We start from the raw sequence: 19,708 nt of genomic DNA, 5'->3' as shown, positions 1-19,708 counted from the left end.
GTCGGTCCGGGCCCACGCAGTTCGGTCAGCCGGTGACCGTGGTCTGGATCTCCTTGACCACGACATTCTGCGGGGTGCTGTCGGTCAGGCCGTTCGGCAGCGGGTTCGCCGGTGCGGCGTGGGGGTCCTTCGACGGGGTCCAGGTCACGCGCCAGGTCACCCGGCCGGTCAGCGGGTACGTGCCGCCGCGGGAGGAGCGCGTGTAGGTGATGTTGCAGCTGCTGGAGGACGAGTCGACCTGGTAGCCGCCGCCGGACTGGGTGAACTCGTAGGTGCACGAGCGCGGTGACGCGTCGTCGGTCCCGGCGTCCACGTTCAGGGCGACCGGTACCGCGAGGGTGGACGCGGCGATGCTGAACCCGGCGTAGTCGAGGGAGGCTGTGACGGAGACCGGCTGGAGAGGCTGGTCGAACGAGATGAACGTCGGCAGGTTGACGGTCTGCCGACCGGCGTCCGGGGACAACTTCACGGTGGGGGAGGGCAGCTTGGTCGCGCCGTAGGCGATCTTGGAGAGCATCTGCGGAGTGACTGCGAGCATGCCGGCCGGCGGATTCCCCGCAGGGACCCACTGGACGCCGGGGCTCTGCGTGCACGGCGTCGTATTCGGCAGGTCCCAGGACTTCTTCGACTTCACCATGACCCACCACGCGCCGTTCTCACCGCGGTGGAAGTCGTGGTCCTGCTTCAAGGCGTCGTACTGCTTCTGGGCGTCCGCGCCGCCGGAGGCGCCCGAGAGGCTCTGCAGGAGGGCCTGGAAGGCCGCGTCGAACTGCTCGGGCGAGTACTCCGGCTCGTACCAGCACGCCGGCGGATCCCAGGCACCCGATGAGACAAGGTGCTTGGCATCGGCGCCCGTTCCGTTGTCGTGCATCGTCAGAGTGACGTGCGACTCGATCGACCACGGCGTGGGCGTGCCGCCGCCCGGGTCGCCACCGAAGTCGGCGAACGCCGGCGTGGGGACCGCGACTGCGGTCCCCATCGCGAGCAGCACAGAGACGGCCGCAAGGCGCCGCCGGATCAGGTGTTCTGGCACCGCGTGGATCCCTTCTCGCCGAGGGCTTGGGTGACGCGCCACACGCCCTGCGTGCTCAACTCCAGGCCGAGGTTCCACTCGGTGTAGTCGCGCACGGAGGGCGTGCTCTGCTGCACCTGCCCGCTCGTCTTGTCCTTGGGGTAGCCCTTCGATTCGTCCTCGCAGTAGGTGGCGGCCGCGTGGGTGGTGTCCTTGACCGTGATCACCGGGGCGTAGTACCGGGTCTCGCCGGTGATCGTCTGGTTGCGCTTGGCCAGCTGGCCGATGATGTCGGCCATGTAGGGCCGGGCCATGCCGTCGTAGGCGTACACGAACGCCGCGTCCTGCGGGTCGCCCTTCGCGAAGGCGGAGTTGTAGGCCCGCAGCGCGTAGGTGAGCCCCTGCGCGACGGCGTCCTGGGTCGCGTCGCCGGTGGCCGGGAACTGCACAGTGACCTTCAGGTCGGCCGGCAGCGTGACGGCGGGAGCCCCGGCAGGCGCGGTCGGGGTGCTGCTGGGGGCCGTGCTGCTCGCGGCGACCGTCGGGACGGTCGTCTGGGCGCCGCTGATGTCCCCGCTCGGGTTGCTCTTCGAGCTGGAGCATCCGGCCGCGGCGACCAGGGCGAGCGCTGCGCAGCCCAGCACGGCGAGGCGGCGGGCGTGGTGGTGGGTGGTGATGGATCGCATGGGGTATCTCCCGTCCCGGTGGCTCATTGTTCCTGTACGGCCTGTGCTGTCGCGTTAGCACGCACGGTAATCGACGCTTGTCCGAGCAGGCGAAGCAGTATCGGTTCGTAGGTCAGCTGCACCTGGACGGTGACGGTGTTTCCGCCGGCTGCGGTGCAGCTGGCGGTGGCGCCGGAGCGGGAGGCGAAGCCGTTCGCGTAGCCGCTGCACGCCGGGTTGGCCGGCACGCTGACGGTGCCGTTGGCGCGCAGCGCGGCGGGGTCGACCTGGTTGGCCGCGTAGCGGGCGGCCTGCTCGGCGATGTCGGCGGCCCTCTCCCGCTGGTGGATGGCCAGGCCTCCGTCCACGACGAAGCCGGCCAGGAGCAGGCAGAGCATGGCACCGAAGATCAGGTAGAGCGCGCCTGACCCTTCGTCTCCGCGGCGGCGTGCGGCGCGCAGGCGCCGGAGCAGCCATGGGCCTGGGGCAGACCAGGCGGCGGGCGTGGTGGTCATCAGGAGGTCCGCCTGTAGGTGTCGAGCGGGGCGGTGGAGGTGGCGCTCACGTGGGTGGTCATGTTGAGGCCGAGGGCGCGCAGCCCCGGCACCTCGCAGCTGACCGTGACGGTGAACAGGCCGCCTGGCCGCCAGTCCCCGGACGGGTCCACCCGTACGGCGCCGCCCTCGCACACCCCGGCGGCGTCCGCCTTGGCGGCTTGGGTGGCCTCGGAGACGGCGCTGTTGTAGTCGCGCTGCAGCGCCCCGGCTCGGGCAGCGTCGCGGGCGGCTCCGTCCAGGCTGCTGCGGCTCTGGACGATCAGGCCCAGCCCCACCACGAGCAGGCCGAAGAGGAGCAGGAGAGGCGCGGCGAGGACCATGTCGACGGTGGAGGCGCCCTCGTCGCTGCGGGCCCGGGCGAGCAGGCGGCGCAGAACGTCAGCCGGCATCGGGCACGAACCTTTCGACGGGGCCCTGGCTGACGGAGGTCAGCGTCATGTGGAGGAACGGGATGACGGGGACGATGTCGACCTGCACCGTCACCCGCACTTGGTGCTGGCCGATGTTCTCCGTCTTGATGACAGGGTTGTCCGTCAGCGACGGTCCGAGGCTGGAGATTCGTGCGGCGGCCACGTCGTGGGCCTTCTGCTGCCAGCCGGACGGGTTGGCGTCGGCGGTGGCGCGGGCTTCGCGCGCGCCGGCCTGTGCGGCCGCGAGGGCGACCTCGTGGGCGAAGAGGCCGAGCGCGAACTGGACGGCGAGGAAGAGGAGGCCGATCAGGATCGGGGTGGTGACCACGAACTCGATGGAGCTCATGCCGTCATCCGGCCCTTGGGCGCGCCGCTGCTCCAGCAGGCGGCGAAGGCGCTGCACCTGGTCCCCCTCCTCTTCCTCGTCCGTCCTGACCGGCAGCGTTAGCTGCAACCGCCGTTGTTGGTGCTGGTGGCGCCCTCGATGCACTTGCCGACCGAGGTGGCCTTGGTGGTGATGGCCTGGCTGATGATGACGGCGGCCGCCACGAGGATCGCGACGATGATGGCGATGCCGATCACCATCTCGACGGTGGAGAAGCCGGCGTCGTCGCCCTCCTCCTTCGCTTCCTCCACGCGTCCGCGCAGCCAGGTGGTGGCGAGCGTGAGGTCGGGGTGCCAGCCGGTGGCACGGTCAAGGATGGCGTTCATTGGTGCAGTCCCCTCGTGATGGGCACCCGGCCTGCGGCCGGGGCGGTGGATCGGTTCTGGGCCGGAAGGCCGGCTGGGGCGGCGCCGCCGGGGCGGGCCGTGGGGTTGGAGAAAGAGGGTCACAGGGCCATCACCCGCATCAGGGCGGGGTAGATCAGGAACACGAGGAATCCGAGGCACAGCACGATCTGCGCGACGAGCATCGTCTGCGACTGCGCACCGGCCTTGCCTTCGGTCTCGGCAAGTTCGCGTTCGGCGAGTGTCCTGGCCGTGGCCATGAGCGACTGGCGGATCCGGGCCCCGTCATCGGCGGCGAGCGCGATGCGGGTGGCCAGGTCCTGGAGCTCCGGCACGGCGATTTCCTTGCCGAGGTGTTCGAGGGCCTGCCAGTGTGTCCGGTTCGTCATCCGGGCGCCCGCCAGTGTCTGGCGAAGGCGCAGCATCGGCCAGGTGTCGGTGATCTCGGTGGCCGTCTTCAAAGCCTCGGGGAGACCGCGGCCGCCGGCCAGGTTGTTCGCGACCAGGGAGGTGAACGAGGACAGGGTGTGCAGGAACTCGGCGCGCCGCTCCTTGGCGTCGCCGCGGACTTCGATGTCGGGCAGGAAGAAGAACAGCAGCCCGAAGACGAGGGCCAGCCACAGCGGCATCAGCGGGTTGGTCGTGAAGTTCACGATCCACAGCAGCGCGAAGACCACCGGCCCGAAGAGCAAGCCGAACAGCCCGACCATGATCTTGGTGGCCAGGAAGCTCTCGAACGACCGCTCCAGGATGCTCAGGTCGGCGCGCAGCGCCGGGAGCTCCCAGCCCTGACGGGCGCACAGGTCCGCGGCCCGGAGGCCGATGAGCTCGCGCAGGCGCGCGGCCTTCGCCGCCCGGTCACTGGCCGGGTCGGGCTGCTCGGGGAGGGCCGAGCCGAGGCCCAGGCGGGCCTGGGCGTCGATCCGCAGCACGATCGATGCGGCGCTGGGCCGGCTGGGGAAGAGCGCCCGTACCAGGAGGAAGAGGCCGAAACCCATGCCCGCGCCGGCCAGGAGAGTCCATGCAAGGTTCATGAGGCCGCTCCCGTCTGCTGGACCAGGAACCGCTTCGGGGCGGGGACCCGGGACAGCCGTTGCAGCCACACCAGGCCGACCGCGAACAGCATGAGCACCAGGGCCAGGACGGCCTGTCCCTGGGGCGTGCCGTAGGGCTCGGTGTAGGAGGGGTTGAAGACCCTCATGCCGACGACGACCGAGACGATCACGCCTACGACGATCTGGACGCTGCGGCGTGTGCCGGCGCGGCTGGCGAAGACGCGGCGCCGCATGCCGACCTGGGCGCGGGCCGAGCCGGCGAGGTCGGTGAGGACGTCGCGCAGGCCTTCGCCGCGCAGGCCTGCCGACTGCTTGAGAGCGGCGATCACCAGGTCGGCGCCGCCGTCGTCGAGGTCGTCGGCGAGCCGGTCCAGGGCTTCGCTCAGCGGCATGCGCGAGCGGATCCGGTCGTCCAGGGTGAGCAGGTGGGGGCGCAGGGTCTCGCCCGCGGTGCGGGCGGACGCGCCGATGGCCTGCTCCAGGCCGGCCGCACCGGCGATCGTGTCGCGCAGTGCCTCGGTCCAGGTGGCCAGCGCCTCGACCCGGGCCAGGGCCACGCGTTCGGAGCGGGCGCCTCCGAAGAGAGCCGGCCAGAAGAGCACGAGCAGGGCCGCGCCGACGGCGGCCACCGGCCAGCGAAGGGCGACCAGGACGACGAGGCCGACGAGTATGGCAGCGCCCGCGCGTCGGCGCAGGAACGCGGCGATCTGCTTGCTGGCGCTCACCTTGGTGCCGACTGGGCGGGCCCAGCCGACGAGCGCGGCGACGAACAGGGCGATGCCGCCGCCGATCCCGCAGCCGGCCAGCAGCGCGAGCATCAGGGAGGGGGTGAGGTAGTCGCCGCTGTTCATGACCAGCGCCCCGCAGCGGGGTAGGCGTCGGCGGAGAAGCCGTGTCGCTCCAGGCGTTCGCGGGTCCGGTCGGTGAGCGCGGAGTCCCACTCGACCATGTCGTTGGCCTTGAGGGAGTACACCTCGGAGGACAGCACCCGGCCGTCGGCGTACCCGCTGACCTCACGCACCGAGACCACCCGACGGCGCTGGTGGCCGGTGACCGGGTCGGTGTCGCGGGAGACGAAGATGACCAGCTCGATGGCGTCGGAGATGAGCATCTGTGAGGCCTCGACCGGCAGCCGTTCGGCGGCCTGGATGGCGTAGGTGGAGATCTTGCGGAAGACGTTGAGGCTGGAGTTGGCGTGGATGGTGCTCAAACTGCCGTCGTTGCCCTGGGACATGGCGTTCAACATCGCGACGACTTCGTCGCCCAGGACCTCGCCGACGATGACCCTGTTGGCGTTCATGCGCAGCGACCGGCGGACCAACTCGGCCATGCTGACCCGGCCGTGGCCCTCCGAGTTGGGGAGCCGCTCTTCCAGCGCGACCACGTTCGGGTGCAGGTGCTTGAAGTCGTGGAGGTTGAGTTCCAGGGCGCGTTCGATGGTGATCAGGCGCTCGTGCGGCGGGATGGCGTTGGCCAGGGCCTGCAGCAGGGTCGTCTTCCCGGCGTTCACCTCACCGGCGATCATGATGTTCATCCGGGCCCGGACCGCAGCGCGCAGGAACACCTCCAGCTCGGGGGTGATGGTCCCGCTCTCCCGCAGCGTCGAGAGGTGAGCCTCTTTCAGGCGCTTGCGCCGGATCGACACGACGACCCGGGGGTGGCTGAAGGACATCACCGCGGACATGCGGTGCCCTCCCCGCAGCTGGATGTCCAGCTGCGGGTTGGAGTCGTCGAAGGGACGGCTGTTCAGGCCCGAGGTCGCCGCCAGTACCTGGATCTGCTGGATCAGGTCGTCATCGGACTCGGCGATCGGCCCGACCTGCTCCTGGTGGCCGTCGGCGTAGCTGACGAACACAGTGTCGAAACCGTTGATGTCGACGTTCTCGACATCGGGGTCGTCGAGGAGTGGCTGGAGCCGGCCGACGCCGAACAGCGCGGCGAGGACCGCAGCGGTCAGGCTCTCCTCGTCCTCGAGGCTGAGCGGGTTGGAGCCCTGGTTCATCCGCTCGCTGGACAGGCCCTGCAGCTGGCTGGCGAGGATGTCCATGGCGATCGCCCGCAGGTCGCCCTCGGTCAGGCGCCGGCCGTCGGCCTCCTGGCGACGCCGGCGCTCTTGCAGGAGCTGCCCGGTGGCCTCGCGCAGCCGCTTGACCAGCGCTTGGTCGACGGGGACGGGCGTAGTCACGGCGGTGGTCATCGTGCCGCTCCTTCCATGCTCGTGGCCGGCGCCGGCAGGGTCGCGGCGCTGTTCTGGCCGAGACCGAAGCGGCCGCCGAGGTTGCTCACGATGTGGCGCACCGACGCCATCAGCTGCGTCTTGTGAATGCGTCCCGCGCTGCGAAGGCGCGTCAGCCGCTCCGCAGCGTCGGCGTCATGGGCGACGACGCCGGCGACCTGCGCGGGCACGCTGCCCTGGGCGAGCACGGTGGCAGCCATGTCGGACGCCTTGGCCTGCTGGCGCAGCGGGGCGACGACCAGGACGCCGACCGGTGCGCCGCCCCGGCCGCCGGAGGACGTCTGGGCGATCACGTTGGCCGCGCGCGAGCGGACGTGGGCAAGGTCTTCGGGCGCGGCCCGGGAGACCAGCAGGACGAGGGAGGCGTGGCGCAGGAGTGCGGCCGTGGGCGCGCCGGGGTGGTAGCGGCCGATGTCCGCGATGATGTCGGTCGTTCCGGGTGCGGCCAGACAGCGGCCCAGCTTGTCCCAGTGCTCGCTCCAGCCGGCGCCCTGTTCGGGCTTGGTCAGGCCGACAAGGACCTCGAGGCCGCCGGGCAGGCGCTGGGTGTGCTCGCGCACGACGTCGGGGGTCAGGACCCCGCGGGCCGGCAGTGCCAGGGAGAACATCCCCTTGTTGGGGTTCAGGTCCATGCCGCTCTCGTCGACCTGCCGGTAGAGCAGGTCGGAGCCGAGCGGGTCGAGTTCGGCCAGAAGGGACTGGCGGGGCCACTGCGACGCCATGGCCAGCGCGGTGGTGCTCGCGCCAGGGGAGCCCTTGGCGGACGCGACGATGATCAGTGACATGTTGGGATCTCCGTAGGACCGCTACTGAGCGGTGCCGGGCAGCAGGACGAGGGCCACGTCGCCGGAGGACGCGGCCTGCGTCACCCCGCCGGAGGCCGTGGCCGGGACCACCACGGACAGGGAGAGCGCCGAACTCGCGTCGCCGTTGCCGGGCTTGAAGACCTCGCGCACGATGGCCGATCCCGCGAGCTCGACCGCGCCGTTGTTGCCTTGCGCGTTCGGCGTGCCGGTGGCGGTACCGGCAGGCGAGGTGCCCTTGGCGGCGGCGTCACGACCGACCCACATCACCCGCACCCGGTCGCCGGCCTTGAGGCCGGGCGGGAACTGGCCGCTCTTCAACGCGAGGCCGACGACGGCCTGGTCCGCGGCCAGCCCGGCGGCGTCGGTGAGCATCCGCCCGGTCAGCAGGGTGCCGGGCGGGATCTCCACAGCAGCGGTGTACTTGCTGATCAGCAGGTCCCGCTGCTCCCACGGGACGAACTTGACGCCGCTGTCCTTGGCCACCTGGACCTGGGTAAGCGCGCTGGCGCTGATCTTCTGGCCCGGGGCGATCTGCTGGGTGACCTCGACCGCCGCGACGCGCTCGCCGGCCTGGCGCACCAGGACAGCCGTGCCCAGGGCGCTGGCGAGCACGATCAGTACGGCGAACGCGGCGACGCCCGGGCGCCGCTCGCGGGGCTGGGTAGGGATCCTGGGGCCGGCGGCGGGCACCGGCTGGGTCGTGCCGCCGCCCGCGGACGGCTTCGGCTTGCGGGTGAAAATCCCCGTGCTACTCATGCTTCATCCTCAAACCGCTGATCTGCTGGCCTCGTTAACCCGGTCGTACACATCCCCCCCTCGCCCGGAAAGTCGGGGCGATTGAGAGGGTGCTCAGCCGGGATTGTTGCCGCCGCTCCGCTCTATTGCGTGCGGCGCATGCTCTTGGTGTCTAACAAGGCGTGATCACCCGGGGTTACCCAGCATGACGGCCCCCCTCGATCAGTGCCATGTCCGGTTTGTAGGCATATGTGACCGGGGAGGTAGTCGCCACTCCCGCATCACAGCTACCGAAGAGTCACACTACGAAACTTTCCGCCAGTCGCACAGTCAGTTTTGGTCATGGTCGGGTATGTCACTGGCATAGTCGAGGACAAAATACAAGCAAGGCCTCAAATCGGACACAATCGAAGCTTACAATCGGCCGCGAATTCTGATGAGCATCCGACAATCCGGACAGTGGGCCAAATCCGAGGCGGCTTGCCAGATTGTCGACAGATCGTCAACGCAATCGCGATGGAATAAGCTGACTGATCATCAGATTGCGAACTAGGGCCGGTGGCGCGGGGAGAATCAGTCCCTCTCCTCGGCGCTCAGCCGGCGGCTCACCGGAATGCAGATGTCCTGATGGCCGTCGCCCCACCCGGCGGCTGACGGCGCGTCCGCCAGTTCCCCGGCCGCGTGTCCGCACAGCGTGCAGCGGGCCGAGCGTTCCGATGGCGACCACCAGATGCCCGCCACGACCTCGATGCTGCGCCCGGCCTGGTTCAGTGCCAGCATTCCTGTTCCTCCTCGTCCTGGTCCGGCGCCAGTCGGCGCCGGGTTCGTGGAGGGTGGCCGGGCCTGCGCCCGGCCACCCGTCCTGCTACGGCGCGACCGGCGTCACCGCTCCGCCTTCGCCCGCGGACTGCTGTCCGCCGCCGTCTTGGGCCGGCTCCTCGAACGGGTCGTCGTCCTCGGGCGGGGCCTCGCCCCACTCCCCAGGATCCGGTGCGGCACTGTCAGGGGCGGCGTTCGTCACTGCAGCCGGCTGCTTGGTCAACTCCACCGGCCTGGTGTTGGTTGCGCCCGCTGTGGCCGGTGCCGGCTTCACGGGCTGCTTGGTCGAACCCGTCGCCGGCGTCGTCATCGCCTCCGCGGCCGCGATGATCCGCTTGAGCTCCTCGCCGGTCGGCATCTTGCCGTGCCGGGCGAAGTAGGCGACGATCCCCTGCCGGTAGCCGGCCTCGCGCCCGAGGCGGTCCCGGTGCCCGCTGCCCACCGCACGGCCGGCGGCCGCGTACAGCGTGTCGATCTCCTTGGGCGTGCGGAGGTCCTTGAACACGACGTCGACCTGCATGCCCTGCAAGAGGATCGGGCCGACGGTGCGCCCGTCCACGGTCATGCTCGCGTAGTACGAGTACTTCGGAAGGGTGGCGATCCTCGACGGGTCCACCTTGTCGTGCCACTCCGCGGCCACCAGCCGCACCGCGCTCGTCGATCCTGCGGTGCTGCTCAGCGCCGAGGCGTTCTGGAGGATCGACTGCCGCGTGTTCTGGCTGACCCGCTCCAGCAGCTGCGTCATCATGTGCGCGCGCAGTCCGAACTTCCCGAGCTGCTCGGTGAAGGCCGCCAGGATGCCGCCGGTGGCCTTGTCGAACGAGATCAGCTCGTCGACGAACAGGTGGAACAGTGCCCGCTCGTGCAGCGGAAGGTCCTCGCGGGAGCGGGCCGCGCGGAACAGGTCGTTGACGAGCAGCGAGGTGAGTAGCGCCGCGGTCGGCCCGGCGCCGGCCGGGCAGATCCACAGCAGTTTCGACTCGTCCATCGCGGCGCGGGCGTCGTACCCGCTGGTCGGCGACCCGAGGAAGGCCAGCGCCACCGGATCGGAGGCCAGGCGGGTGAGGGGGTTGATGATGACCGCGAAGGCCGAGGGGTCGATGGTCTTGAACGTCGTGAGCCACCACTGACGCTGACCGCCCGGCAGGCACGCCAGCACCCGCGTTCGGAAGGCCTCGTTCTCCAGCAGCGCAGGGATCTGGAACACCGTCGCCTGCGCCTCGGGCGCCTGCTGGCGTACCGCGTAGCGGTTGTAGGCCACCAGCGCTTCCGCCGCCTTCATCAGGATCGTCAGGCCGCGCGGCGCGTTCGCGTTGTCCCAGTTCATCGCCACCGCCAGGCCGTCGACGACGGCGGTGACGACCTCGTGCGGTTGCTGCCCGCGTTCCATCCCCAGCGGGTTCCACGTCGGCACCAGGGCGGAGCGTCCCGTCAGGTCGACGCGCCAGACCCGGTCACGCAGCGACTCGTGCGCGAGGTAGGGGGCCACGTGCCCCCAGGAGTCGCCGTGGGGGTCGATGAAGCCGACCCCGTAGCCGGCCATGGCCAACGCCAAGGCCTGCACCTCGGCCATCTCGGTCTTGCCGTACCGGGACTTGCCAACGCGCAGCGAGAAGAAGTAGTCCTTCACCGGCACGCCCACGTTGCGGCGGGTGCCGTCGGGCATGCGGTGGATGCCCTGCGGGACCAGGTCCTTGCCGGGCTCGTAGGTCTCCAGCTCCGAGGCGATCACCGGCAGGGCGCAGTGCATCGTCACCGGCTTGAGCAGGCCGTGCAGCTCCCCGACGTGGACGATCGACTGCTTGCGCGGTGCGACCCGGGCGCTGGCCCACCGCTCGTCGAAGCCGCGGCGCCGGTGCCAGCTGCCTGCCGTCCAGCGCCACTTCATGAACGAGCGGGCGTCCTCGACCCAGGTGTTCCCGCCGCCGAAGACGTCCAGGGCCGCCGCCAGGCGCGCCATACGCTGCTCGGCGCGGCCCTCCTCGTCGGAGGCGCAGCGCACCATGAGCTGCACGCGCAGCAGCGCGCGGTCACGGGAGGCGAGCCGGCCGAGGACCTTCTCGGTCTCCAGCGGCTTCGTGCGGGGCGGCAGCGCGGGAAGGCGGCGCGGCGCGGCGCCGGGCTCCAGGAGGAGCGCCAGCTGGTGCTGCCAGGAGTCCTCCAGCTCGGCGGCGTCCGCCGCGGCCTGCCGGGCCTCCTTCTTCGCCCGCGCCCGCTGCTGCTCGCGGGCCTCCTGCGTCACCTGCCACCGCTTCATCAGCAGCTGCCAGCGCGGCAGACGCTGGACGTCCAGGCACAGCTCGGCCAGGTCGCCGGCCGCGGTGCTGATGTCGGCGACCGCGTCGACGATCCCCTGCAGCGGGTCGGGGATCATCGGCACGTTCCGCAGCTGCTTGGTGTCCGACCCGGCCAGGACGAACTCGGCGCGCACGACGTGGGTGCGCTCCTTGTCCTTGACCGGTTCGGCCTTGGTGATGGTCACGCCTGGGTACTGGGAGGTGCGCAGCAGGTGCTTGGCCGCCGAGGAGGCCTCCACCGACATCTCGAGCGGCACCGAGCCGTCCGCGCGGAAGCGGATGCGGGCCGAGCGGCCGGCCCTGGGCGCCCACCACGGACCGGCGTTGGCGGCGCGCAGGATCACGGCGGCATAGCGCCACAGGTGTTCCTCGCCGGGCTCGAAGTCGGGGGAGGGGGTCAGGGTGTAGCGGGTTCGGCTGGCCAGCGCCTTCCTGGTGAGCCGCCAGTGCAGGATCCCGGCGGCGATCGCGAACGGCGCGGCGACGGCCAGCAGCAGCGGCAGGTGCGCGCCGGTCCAGTCGGCGGCGTCGCCCAGCCAAAGGACGGCCTCGTGCACGGCGTGGACCACGGCGGGGAGGGCGCCGTCGTCGTGGGTCCCGCCGGGAGTGGCCGGGGCGTGGGTGGGAGGGGTAGTGGGGCTGGTCATCGCACGGGCTCCCAGCCGGTGGCGGTGCGGGCGAGGGACAAGATGGCGGGCCGGCGGTCCTGGTAGGTGCCGGACGGGTCGGCGCCCGCCCACAGCAGCTGCACGATCAGGCGCTCTCCGGAGGTGTGGGCGGAGACGGCCTGGACGCGGACCTGCGTGTAGGCCCGCAGGGGGACCTGGGTCGGGGGGAAGTAGGCCGGCCAGTGGTCGCGGCCCTGTCCGGTGGTCTCCGCCATCCACACCTGGACGGTGAGCGCGCGGACCTGGGCGGCGTCCTGGGGGGACAGGTCGCTGGGGTGATCGGCCTGGAACTGCGCCTCGATCGCCGGGTCGGCCGCTGGTCCGTCACCTGCGGCGAACGCTCCGGACGGCATGACCTGACTTGCTGTCGGCGCGGCGGTGGGCGCCGGGGCGGAGGCCGGCGGGGAGGCGGAGGTGGACGTCGTGCTGTCGGGGGGCGTCGTGCTCGGTGCCGTCAGCGACGGTGGCGGCTCCGCGGACGGCGGCGTCGCGTCCATGGTCGCGGTCGGCTGGGCACCGGCAGTGCGCGGCCGGTGGTCGGGGCGAGGGCCGAGCAGGGCCAGGGCGATGACGACGAGGAGGGCGCAGCCGAGGGCGGGCAGCATTACGCGGCGGTCTGGCATGGACATGTAAAGTGATGTTCCTTCAGGAGAGGACGCGGGCGCCGCCCGCGTAGTCGTAGTTCCAGACGGCCTCTTGCCGGACGACGGAGCCGGGCCTGGGCGCGGCGATCATCTGGCCTCCGCCGATGTAGAGGCCGACGTGGTAGATCGCGGGGTCGTTGGTCGGCGAAGGCCCGAAGAAGACCATGTCGCCGGGCTGGAGGGCGGCGAGCCCGGCGGAGGCGGGGATGCGCGTACCTGCCCCGGCCTGGTCGGACGCCAGCCGCGGGAGGTTGATCCCGACCTGCGCGAAGGCGTAGACCATCAGCCCCGAGCAGTCGAAGCCGACGACCGTGCGCCCGTCCTGGCCGCCCTTGGAGCAGCACACTCCGGTCGACTTGCCGTTCGCGTCACCGCCGCCCCAGCTGTAGGGGACACCGAACTGGCTCTTCGCGGCGTCGATCACCTTCTGGGCCTTCTGCGACGCAGGCACGTTCGAGCCCGAGCTGCCGAGGGCGGCGAACCGGCGGCGCCAGTCCAGGACCTCGTTCACGTACGCGGTGCTCGCGTTGTACTGGTAGATCGCGGCGAACAGCTGGCTCTGGTCGTTCAGGTCCCGCCCGTTGCCGCACAGGTAGAGCGCGGCGGCCATCGCGGCGTCGTCGATGTTGTTCGGGTTCGCCCCGCCCTCGGGCCGGATCTTCGCCGACATGCCCGTGAACGTCGAGGGGAGGAATTGCATGGGGCCGACGGCCGCGTCATAGACGCTGTTGCCGTCCCACCTCCCGCCGTCCGTGTCGAGCACCGGCGTCGTGTTGCCGCCCGCTCCACTGCCGTTGAGGACGGGCCCGATGATCGGAGGCGTGATCAGCCCGTCCGCCGCGATCTGGTGCCCCTGGGCCTGGGTGGACTCGACCTGCGCGATCGCGGCCAGCAGCGCCCAGTCCAGGCCCCGGCAGTTGGGGGAGAGGGTCGACATCGCGGTGACTGCCCGCTTGTAGGCGTCCATCATCCGCTGGGGGATGCCCGCCGCGTCGCCCACCGGCGTGGGCGCCGGCGCCGACGACTGGTCTTCGAAGATCGTCACCACGCCGATCACCGAGACGGCGAACAGCAGGAGCAGCGACAGCCCGCTGCATCCCAGCCTCCGCAGCCGCTTGGGGATCACAGCAGATCCCCCGGACCGAAGCCGTCGCCGTCACCGGGCTCCACCATGCCGTCCCACAGCATCGGCTCGAGGTGCCGGGCCTGCTCCATTCGCGCGCGCAGCGCCTGGGCAGCGAGGTCATGCTCCCCCGCGAAGGGCACCGCGTCGCGCCAGCTGGACGCCGTCGGGCCCGGGTCGGCCGGGCCGGCGGGCACGTCACCGGGCACCTCGGGGGAGGCCAGCTCGGTGTCGGCCACCGGTGCGTCGGGGAACGCCCCCGGACCCAGAGCAGCCGAGATGTCGCCCATGGCGCCGGCCTCGCGGCCCATCGTGCTGGCGGGCATCCCCCAGTCACCCGCATCGCCCGGATCAGCGAACAGGTCCTCGCTCGCCCGGGCCCCGCTCGCCCTCGGGGCTCCCGCAACCGTGGTACCCAGCACACCGCTCGGGTCGGCGGGAACCCGCGTGGTCGCATAGATCGTCGCGGCGGAGGCCGCGTTCGTCGCCGCGGTCTTGCCGTGCTCCATCGCCCACCCCGCCCCGTCCGATACCGCCTTCAGGGGCCGGTCCATGGCCTCCCAGCCGGCGCGCTGGTCCGCCATGTGCTGCGCGAACTCACCGCTGTAGTGGTCGTACTGCTGGTGGACGGCTTCGGCGGCCGTGCCCGCACCGCGGCGCATCCGGGCCACCGTGGCACCCCAGCCCAGCGGCGAGATGTCGTAGCCGAGGCGGCCGACCTGTCCGGCGCGGATCGCGAGCCGGCCCGCCCGGGTCTCCAGCAGCTTGTTATGCAGCCGGTGGCCCCACGGCGTCGGCTTCATCGGATCGTGAAGGATCTCGCCGGTGTGCCCGTCGATCACCATGCGGCCCGAGCCGTCGTTGACCGGCTTGCGGCGCTTGGCCAGCTTGTGCTCGGGCAGAGGATTGCCGACGACCGCGTGGTGCGCCATGCGCAGCGGAGTCGCGAGCTGGTGCATGCCGCGGCGGACCTCGCCGAACGCCCCGGCGACCATGCCGGCTGCGTTCATCGGACCGAGGTCCGAAGAGGCCATCGACGCCAGGCCGGAGTTGATGCGGGCCCGGCGCAGCATCGCGGCGTGCACCGGCGACTGCGCACCGAGCGCTCCGAGTCCCCCGATACCCCCGCCCATGGCGCCGCCCCCGCCGCCGCCACCGCCGGGGCTGAATCCCATGCCGGCCATGGCCTGGGACATGGCCAGCCCGAGCCGGGAGCTGTCCTCGCCCAATCCGGCGGACCCGCCGATCCGGGCGTACTTCATGCGCTCGGCGAACCGGTCACCGATCTTGCTCGCGCTGGCGAGCAGACGCCGGTGGAAGACGAGCAGAATGATGGCCAGCGCGACCATCAGCAGCATCCGCTGGAGCATGACGGTGTCCTTCTGGTCCGTCATGACCGCGTTCACCGCGATGCCAAACGCTGGCAGCATGACGGAGATGGCGAAGGACACCGCGGCCGACGCCATGAACGTGCCCGCCACCCTCCACAACGCGGCGCGGTTCGGCCCTGGCAGCTGCGCCCAGATCAGGGCGACCGGTGTCATGGTGGCCGCGCCGACGTCGGCGAACTGGGTGCCGAGGTGCACGAAGCACATCGACAGGATGACGGCGGCGATCAGAAGCGACGTCAGGAGAACCAGCATGGCGCCGAAGGTGCGGTCCCAGTTGGAGTTGACCGCGAAGTCGTACGCGGCATGGCCTTCGTCGCCGTGCTTTTTCAACTCCTCCTTGAGCTTGTCCCACGCGCTCTGCTTGCACAGATCGCCGTCGCCGCCGGGAAGCCAGCTGATCCCGCCGCAGTCCTTCTGCTCCTTGATCTGACCGTGGATCCACCTGTTGTGGACGTCGGCGAGCGCCCGGATGTTGGCGTTTTCGCTGTGAGGGTTGGGGATGACGCCGTACTGGAGCAGCTGGTACGGCTGGACGACGAGGGTCTTGGTGAGCATGACCCGCATCGGGCAGCTCGGGTCCTTCTTGTCGTCGGCGCTCGTGCAGCCCTCGTTGTTCCCGCCGACGGCGGAGGTCATCTGGCCGGCCTCCGTGGCGGCGGCCGACACCTGGGCGAGCGGGCCGTCGTCGCCGAGGATCGCGCGGGTCGACAGGGTCGGCAGGAACATCAGTCCGCCGATCAGCACGGTGAGCAGGATCTCGCCGGCGCCCTTGGCGACCTTCCCGCGCATGATCCACCACACGCCCAGCGCGAAGGCGCCGGTGACGAAGAGCATGCTCAGCTTCAGGTCGAAGTCGGCCCAGAGGCTGAAGTACCAGCCCACGCGGTCGGCGGTCGTGATGAGGGCATGGACGATCGGGAACTCGTAGATCCACTTGAGCGCCATGCACATCAGGCCGACGACCAGGCGGTTGAGAGCGAAGGCACTCCCAATGAGGAGGTTGCAGATGTGGGAGCGGATGTCGGTGGTGCCGCCGCTCTCGCTCTTGAGGTCATAGTTGTCCAGCGGAACGCCCTCGCTGGACAGGACGTTCAGCGGGGCGAGGATGCCGCCGCGCTCGGACCCGTCGTCCGCCTGCGCCAGGCTGGCGCTGGCCATCAGGAACAGCACCACCATGCCGAGCGTCCACTTGACGGTCCGCCGCCCGGGCCAGTAGTCGCTCGCCCACGCCCGCACCGCCGCGAGCACACGGGCCGCCCGTCGCCGTATGCGGCGCACCGACGCGCTCACTTCGCCACCTCTTCCTTCTTGGTCTTGGTCAGGCTGGTGCGCTTGCCGCTGAGGCTTCGCCCGCCGGCGGCGGTGCGCCGGCCGGGGCCGGCCGGGGCGCGGCGGGCCGCGGGGCGCCGGCTGGGCTCGTCGGTCGGGGTCGTGCCGATGCCGGCCTGGATCCGGGCCACCGGCGGGATGACGACCTGGATGCGGCCGATCTGCCGGGCCGAGTCGCGCAGGAGCATCTCGCCCTCGCGGCCGACGACGCCCACCGGCGACAGGCCCGAGGTGACGATCCGCACCGCCTGCTCGTCGTCGGTGGACTGCCCGAGGAACGCCAGGCCCTTCTTGGCCAGCACCGGATCGGAGGTCCGCGCCAGGAAGCGGTAGGCCAGCAGGCCGCGGACCGTCTCATCGCCGAGGTCGTCGGCGTCGTGGCCGCCGAGCAGCACGCCCGCGCGGTGCTTGCGGCCGTCGTGGACGACCTCCGACACCAGGGCGTGGCCCTCGTGCGAGGAGGTAAGCCAGTAGCACTCGTCCATGACCAACGCCGCGAACCGCTTCTGGTCGGTGAACGCCACCTGGCGGGCGACGGCCGCGATCAGGTACAAGACCGCGCGGCCGATCTGCGCCTCCAACGGCTGAGCGCGCAGGATGTCGGGGTTGCCCAGCGCCTCCTTCGGAGGCAGCGTCAGGCCGGCCGTGGTAATCACGACCAGGTCTGCGTCCAGGTCCCCGGACAGGGACAGGGCGGGCAGTGACTCGTCGAAGACCAGCCGCGCCAGCTCGGCCTCGGAGACGATCCGCAGCATGTCCAGGACGCCGGTCGCCTCCTGGCCGCGCGGGCCGGGCTCGGCGGCCAGGACCTCCAGCTCCTCCATGACCCGGGCCATGGCCGGGCGCTCGGCCCGGGCGGCGGCCTTGACCGCCCGGTTGAGCACCGAACCGGCCACCGTCATCGGGGCGACGTTCAGCTGCAGGGTCAGGTAGGAGAACGCGGCGTGCTCGCCCATCCCAGCCGGCAGCACCCTGAACGGGTCCAGGCTCAGCTTCGCCTCGGCGGCGTCGATGACCTGGCAGCGGCCCGGCGCCGCGTCCCGGGCGAAGCGCGCCCACTCCCGCAGCGGGGTGCGGTCCACCACGATCGCCCGGTGACCCCGGTCGACCAGACCGATCGTCAGCAGCTTGAGCAACACGCTCTTGCCGCTGCCCAAGTCCCCGATCACCCCCAGCGACGCGGACACATTCCGCTTCACCGCGTTCGCGAGGTCGATCAGAACAGCTCGGAACGTCCCGGTGTCGCGGCTGATGCCCACCATGGGCCCCGTCGCGTCGCCGATGTCACCACCGGTCAGCGCCCCGCCCATCGCCCAGTCCTCGGTCAACTGGAACTGGGTGTACTCCCGCACCCGAGTTGCCGGCCCCGAACCGGGAAGCCCGAACTCGAACAGCCGGGCCTGGCTGCCGCGCGGCCGCACAACCCTGTAGTTCACGCCGGCCAGCTGCGCCTTGATGTCCCGGGCCCGCCGGTCGCACTCGCGAGGGTCCGCGCCCCAGACGCTCAGCACGGTCACCGACTGCACCTCGCGCTCGACACTCGTCGCCGCGAGCAGCGACTCCTCCTCGCCGAGCTCGTCCGCCGAGCCGAACAAGGAATTCGGCGTGCCGTCCGGGTGCGCGGACCACTGTTCCGCCTGGTCGATCAACTCCCGCTTCTTTTTGGCGATCTGCTGCCGGGCCTTGGCTCCGTCGATGATGTTGAGGTCGATCACCGCATCGACCGGGTAGTCGAGCTGCTCCAGCTGAGCGAGCACATCCGCCGACTTCGCGGCGACCCGCTTGGGAATCTCGGTCAGCGCCAGGTGCGCCTGGTACCCGAAGCCCTCCTCGGTCTCGACCTCCAGCCACAGCCGGTTGAACGCCGCCCCAACCACCTTCTGAACCAGCGAGCGCACACCGCGCACAACCGCAGGGCTGGTGCTCTGCCCGCCCTCCTGCAGCCGGACCTGGCCCAAGTCCGCGTACGACGGAGAGCGCAGCACGTTGTTGAGCATCCGGCCGCCGCGCAGCCCCGAGGTCTCCGCCTCCATCAGCAGCGGCTCGCCCATCCCGCGCCGTACCGCGTGCTCGTGGATCCACACGATCTCCGCCGGCCGGGCCCGACGCATCGTCAGCCCGCCGCCGAAGCTCGCCTCCACCTGTGCGGCCGCGGCCCGGTAGGCGCGCACCTCCTCCAGCGACACCGGCGGAGCCGGCTCGCCCACGGACTCCCCGAGCTGCGCCCACGCGGAGTTCGCCATCGCCGCCAGCTGCGCGCCGCGATCGCCGACACGAAGCGGTAGGGCCAGCCACAGGGTGCGCCGGTGCATCTCCGCGCCGTCGAGCATCTCCAGCGTGGCGTGCGCGGTCTCGGCGGCGGCCGGGAAGCGGTGGGTGTCCACGCCGTCGGTCATCCGCAGGGCCACCTCCCCCGGGTCCACCGCCGCACACAGCGAGTACAGGCGGGCGGTGCCCTCCAGGGACCGGACCAGGGAGGTGACGCGGGCGAGGATCTCCTCGCGCTCCAGCGCGGGCGCGTACCGCGAGCCGATCGGCTGAAGGCGCCAGAACGCCCAGGCCGTGCCGGCCGTGGACCACACCAGGTGGCCGTGGATGTGCCGGATCGGAACCCTCATCGTGACTTCCCCCCTGTCGTGTCGTGCGTCGTGCTGCTGTGGCTCGCCGCCTGGGCGAGCAGGAGTTCCAGTGCGGTCGGTGCCGGCCTCATCGGCGGCGTCTCCTCCCGCTCGGCCTTGCGGCCGCGTCGCGGCTGCGGCCTTCGCGCTGTGTCCGGCGCGGGCGGACGGGGCCGCCTCGCATCGGGCCGGGTCGCTCGGGCTTCCTTCGGCTTCGCGGCTGCGGACCGCGGCGGCGCGGCGACCGGAGCGGGGGCCGGCGCGGACGCGACGGGGGGCTCGTCCTCGAGCGCCTCCTCGATGCCGAAGCCGCCGCTGAGCCACTCGGCGGGCACCGGGCGCACCGCCCGGCCGCCGATCCGCCCGTGGCGCGGGGCGAGTGCCAGCGCCACGGCGTCCATAACGGCGGGGCCCAGGGAGCGCCCGCCGACCCTCGAGTGCCGCGCAGCCCAGATCGCCACCGCCCAGACGACGACCGGGAGCGGGCCCAGGGTCGGAGCCCACCAGGTCGCGGTCTTGATCAGGACGAACGCGCCGACGCTGGCGATGATCAGCTGCGGGGGCGTGTACGGCCCCATCGGCAGCCGCCAGTCGCCGAGCTTGCCCAGCACCCA

At 71.3% G+C, this 19,708-nt stretch carries 18 protein-coding genes; all 18 read right to left on the bottom strand.

Annotated elements, in window-relative coordinates; genetic code table 11:
* Positions 1 to 25 precede the first annotated feature (25 nt).
* The gene (locus AB0Q99_RS27985; RefSeq protein ID WP_363576332.1) at positions 26 to 979 is read right to left on the bottom strand and encodes a hypothetical protein; all 954 of its coding nucleotides are present in this window, start codon (positions 977 to 979) and stop codon (positions 26 to 28) included.
* A gap of 38 nt (positions 980 to 1,017) precedes the next feature.
* Positions 1,018 to 1,698: a hypothetical protein gene (locus AB0Q99_RS27980; protein WP_363576331.1), complete on the bottom strand. Its 681-nt coding sequence runs from the start codon at positions 1,696 to 1,698 to the stop codon at positions 1,018 to 1,020.
* A 23-nt stretch (positions 1,699 to 1,721) separates the two neighbouring features.
* Complete coding sequence (locus tag AB0Q99_RS27975) at positions 1,722 to 2,138, bottom strand: pilus assembly protein TadG-related protein (RefSeq protein WP_363576377.1); 417 nt, start codon at positions 2,136 to 2,138, stop codon at positions 1,722 to 1,724.
* A gap of 53 nt (positions 2,139 to 2,191) precedes the next feature.
* Complete coding sequence (locus AB0Q99_RS27970; protein WP_363576330.1) at positions 2,192 to 2,623, bottom strand: TadE/TadG family type IV pilus assembly protein; 432 nt, start codon at positions 2,621 to 2,623, stop codon at positions 2,192 to 2,194.
* Positions 2,613 to 3,047 carry a TadE family protein gene (locus AB0Q99_RS27965; protein ID WP_363576329.1) on the bottom strand — a complete coding sequence of 145 codons (435 nt, stop codon included), beginning with the start codon at positions 3,045 to 3,047 and terminating at the stop codon, positions 2,613 to 2,615. The genes AB0Q99_RS27970 and AB0Q99_RS27965 overlap by 11 nt, the downstream gene beginning before the upstream one ends.
* Before the next feature lie 41 nt (positions 3,048 to 3,088).
* Positions 3,089 to 3,355 (bottom strand): hypothetical protein, encoded by a 267-nt coding sequence (locus AB0Q99_RS27960; RefSeq protein WP_363576328.1) that lies wholly within the window; start codon positions 3,353 to 3,355, stop codon positions 3,089 to 3,091.
* A gap of 119 nt (positions 3,356 to 3,474) precedes the next feature.
* Positions 3,475 to 4,407 carry a type II secretion system F family protein gene (locus AB0Q99_RS27955; RefSeq protein WP_363576327.1) on the bottom strand — a complete coding sequence of 311 codons (933 nt, stop codon included), beginning with the start codon at positions 4,405 to 4,407 and terminating at the stop codon, positions 3,475 to 3,477.
* Entirely contained in the window at positions 4,404 to 5,279 is an 876-nt protein-coding gene (locus AB0Q99_RS27950) for a type II secretion system F family protein (RefSeq protein WP_363576326.1), read from the bottom strand. The genes AB0Q99_RS27955 and AB0Q99_RS27950 overlap by 4 nt, the downstream gene beginning before the upstream one ends.
* On the bottom strand, positions 5,276 to 6,625 hold the full coding sequence (locus AB0Q99_RS27945) for an ATPase, T2SS/T4P/T4SS family (protein WP_363576325.1): 1,350 nt from the start codon (positions 6,623 to 6,625) through the stop codon (positions 5,276 to 5,278). The genes AB0Q99_RS27950 and AB0Q99_RS27945 overlap by 4 nt, the downstream gene beginning before the upstream one ends.
* Positions 6,622 to 7,449 carry a hypothetical protein gene (locus tag AB0Q99_RS27940; protein WP_363576324.1) on the bottom strand — a complete coding sequence of 276 codons (828 nt, stop codon included), beginning with the start codon at positions 7,447 to 7,449 and terminating at the stop codon, positions 6,622 to 6,624. The genes AB0Q99_RS27945 and AB0Q99_RS27940 overlap by 4 nt, the downstream gene beginning before the upstream one ends.
* A 21-nt stretch (positions 7,450 to 7,470) precedes the next feature.
* A complete protein-coding gene (locus AB0Q99_RS27935) occupies positions 7,471 to 8,226 on the bottom strand; it encodes a hypothetical protein (protein WP_363576323.1) in 756 nt (251 codons plus the stop codon).
* A 552-nt stretch (positions 8,227 to 8,778) separates the two neighbouring features.
* Entirely contained in the window at positions 8,779 to 8,985 is a 207-nt protein-coding gene (locus AB0Q99_RS27930) for a hypothetical protein (protein ID WP_363576322.1), read from the bottom strand.
* A gap of 85 nt (positions 8,986 to 9,070) precedes the next feature.
* Complete coding sequence (locus tag AB0Q99_RS27925) at positions 9,071 to 11,968, bottom strand: ATP/GTP-binding protein (RefSeq protein ID WP_363576321.1); 2,898 nt, start codon at positions 11,966 to 11,968, stop codon at positions 9,071 to 9,073.
* Entirely contained in the window at positions 11,965 to 12,594 is a 630-nt protein-coding gene (locus tag AB0Q99_RS27920; protein ID WP_363576320.1) for a hypothetical protein, read from the bottom strand. Before AB0Q99_RS27920 ends, AB0Q99_RS27925 begins: the two co-directional genes overlap by 4 nt.
* A 40-nt stretch (positions 12,595 to 12,634) precedes the next feature.
* Positions 12,635 to 13,759 carry a C40 family peptidase gene (locus AB0Q99_RS27915; RefSeq protein ID WP_363576319.1) on the bottom strand — a complete coding sequence of 375 codons (1,125 nt, stop codon included), beginning with the start codon at positions 13,757 to 13,759 and terminating at the stop codon, positions 12,635 to 12,637.
* Positions 13,756 to 16,437, bottom strand: a complete 2,682-nt coding sequence (locus AB0Q99_RS27910) for a hypothetical protein (protein WP_363576318.1) — start codon at positions 16,435 to 16,437, stop codon at positions 13,756 to 13,758. Before AB0Q99_RS27910 ends, AB0Q99_RS27915 begins: the two co-directional genes overlap by 4 nt.
* A complete protein-coding gene (locus tag AB0Q99_RS27905; RefSeq protein WP_363576317.1) occupies positions 16,434 to 19,094 on the bottom strand; it encodes an ATP-binding protein in 2,661 nt (886 codons plus the stop codon). The genes AB0Q99_RS27910 and AB0Q99_RS27905 overlap by 4 nt, the downstream gene beginning before the upstream one ends.
* A complete protein-coding gene (locus tag AB0Q99_RS27900; protein ID WP_363576316.1) occupies positions 19,091 to 19,705 on the bottom strand; it encodes a hypothetical protein in 615 nt (204 codons plus the stop codon). The genes AB0Q99_RS27905 and AB0Q99_RS27900 overlap by 4 nt, the downstream gene beginning before the upstream one ends.
* Positions 19,706 to 19,708: the final 3 nt, after the last annotated feature.

It is taken from the genome of Kitasatospora sp. NPDC086791 (assembly GCF_040685975.1).
Classification (GTDB): Bacteria; Actinomycetota; Actinomycetes; order Streptomycetales; family Streptomycetaceae; genus Kitasatospora.
This window is presented reverse-complemented; position numbering and strand designations above follow the sequence as displayed.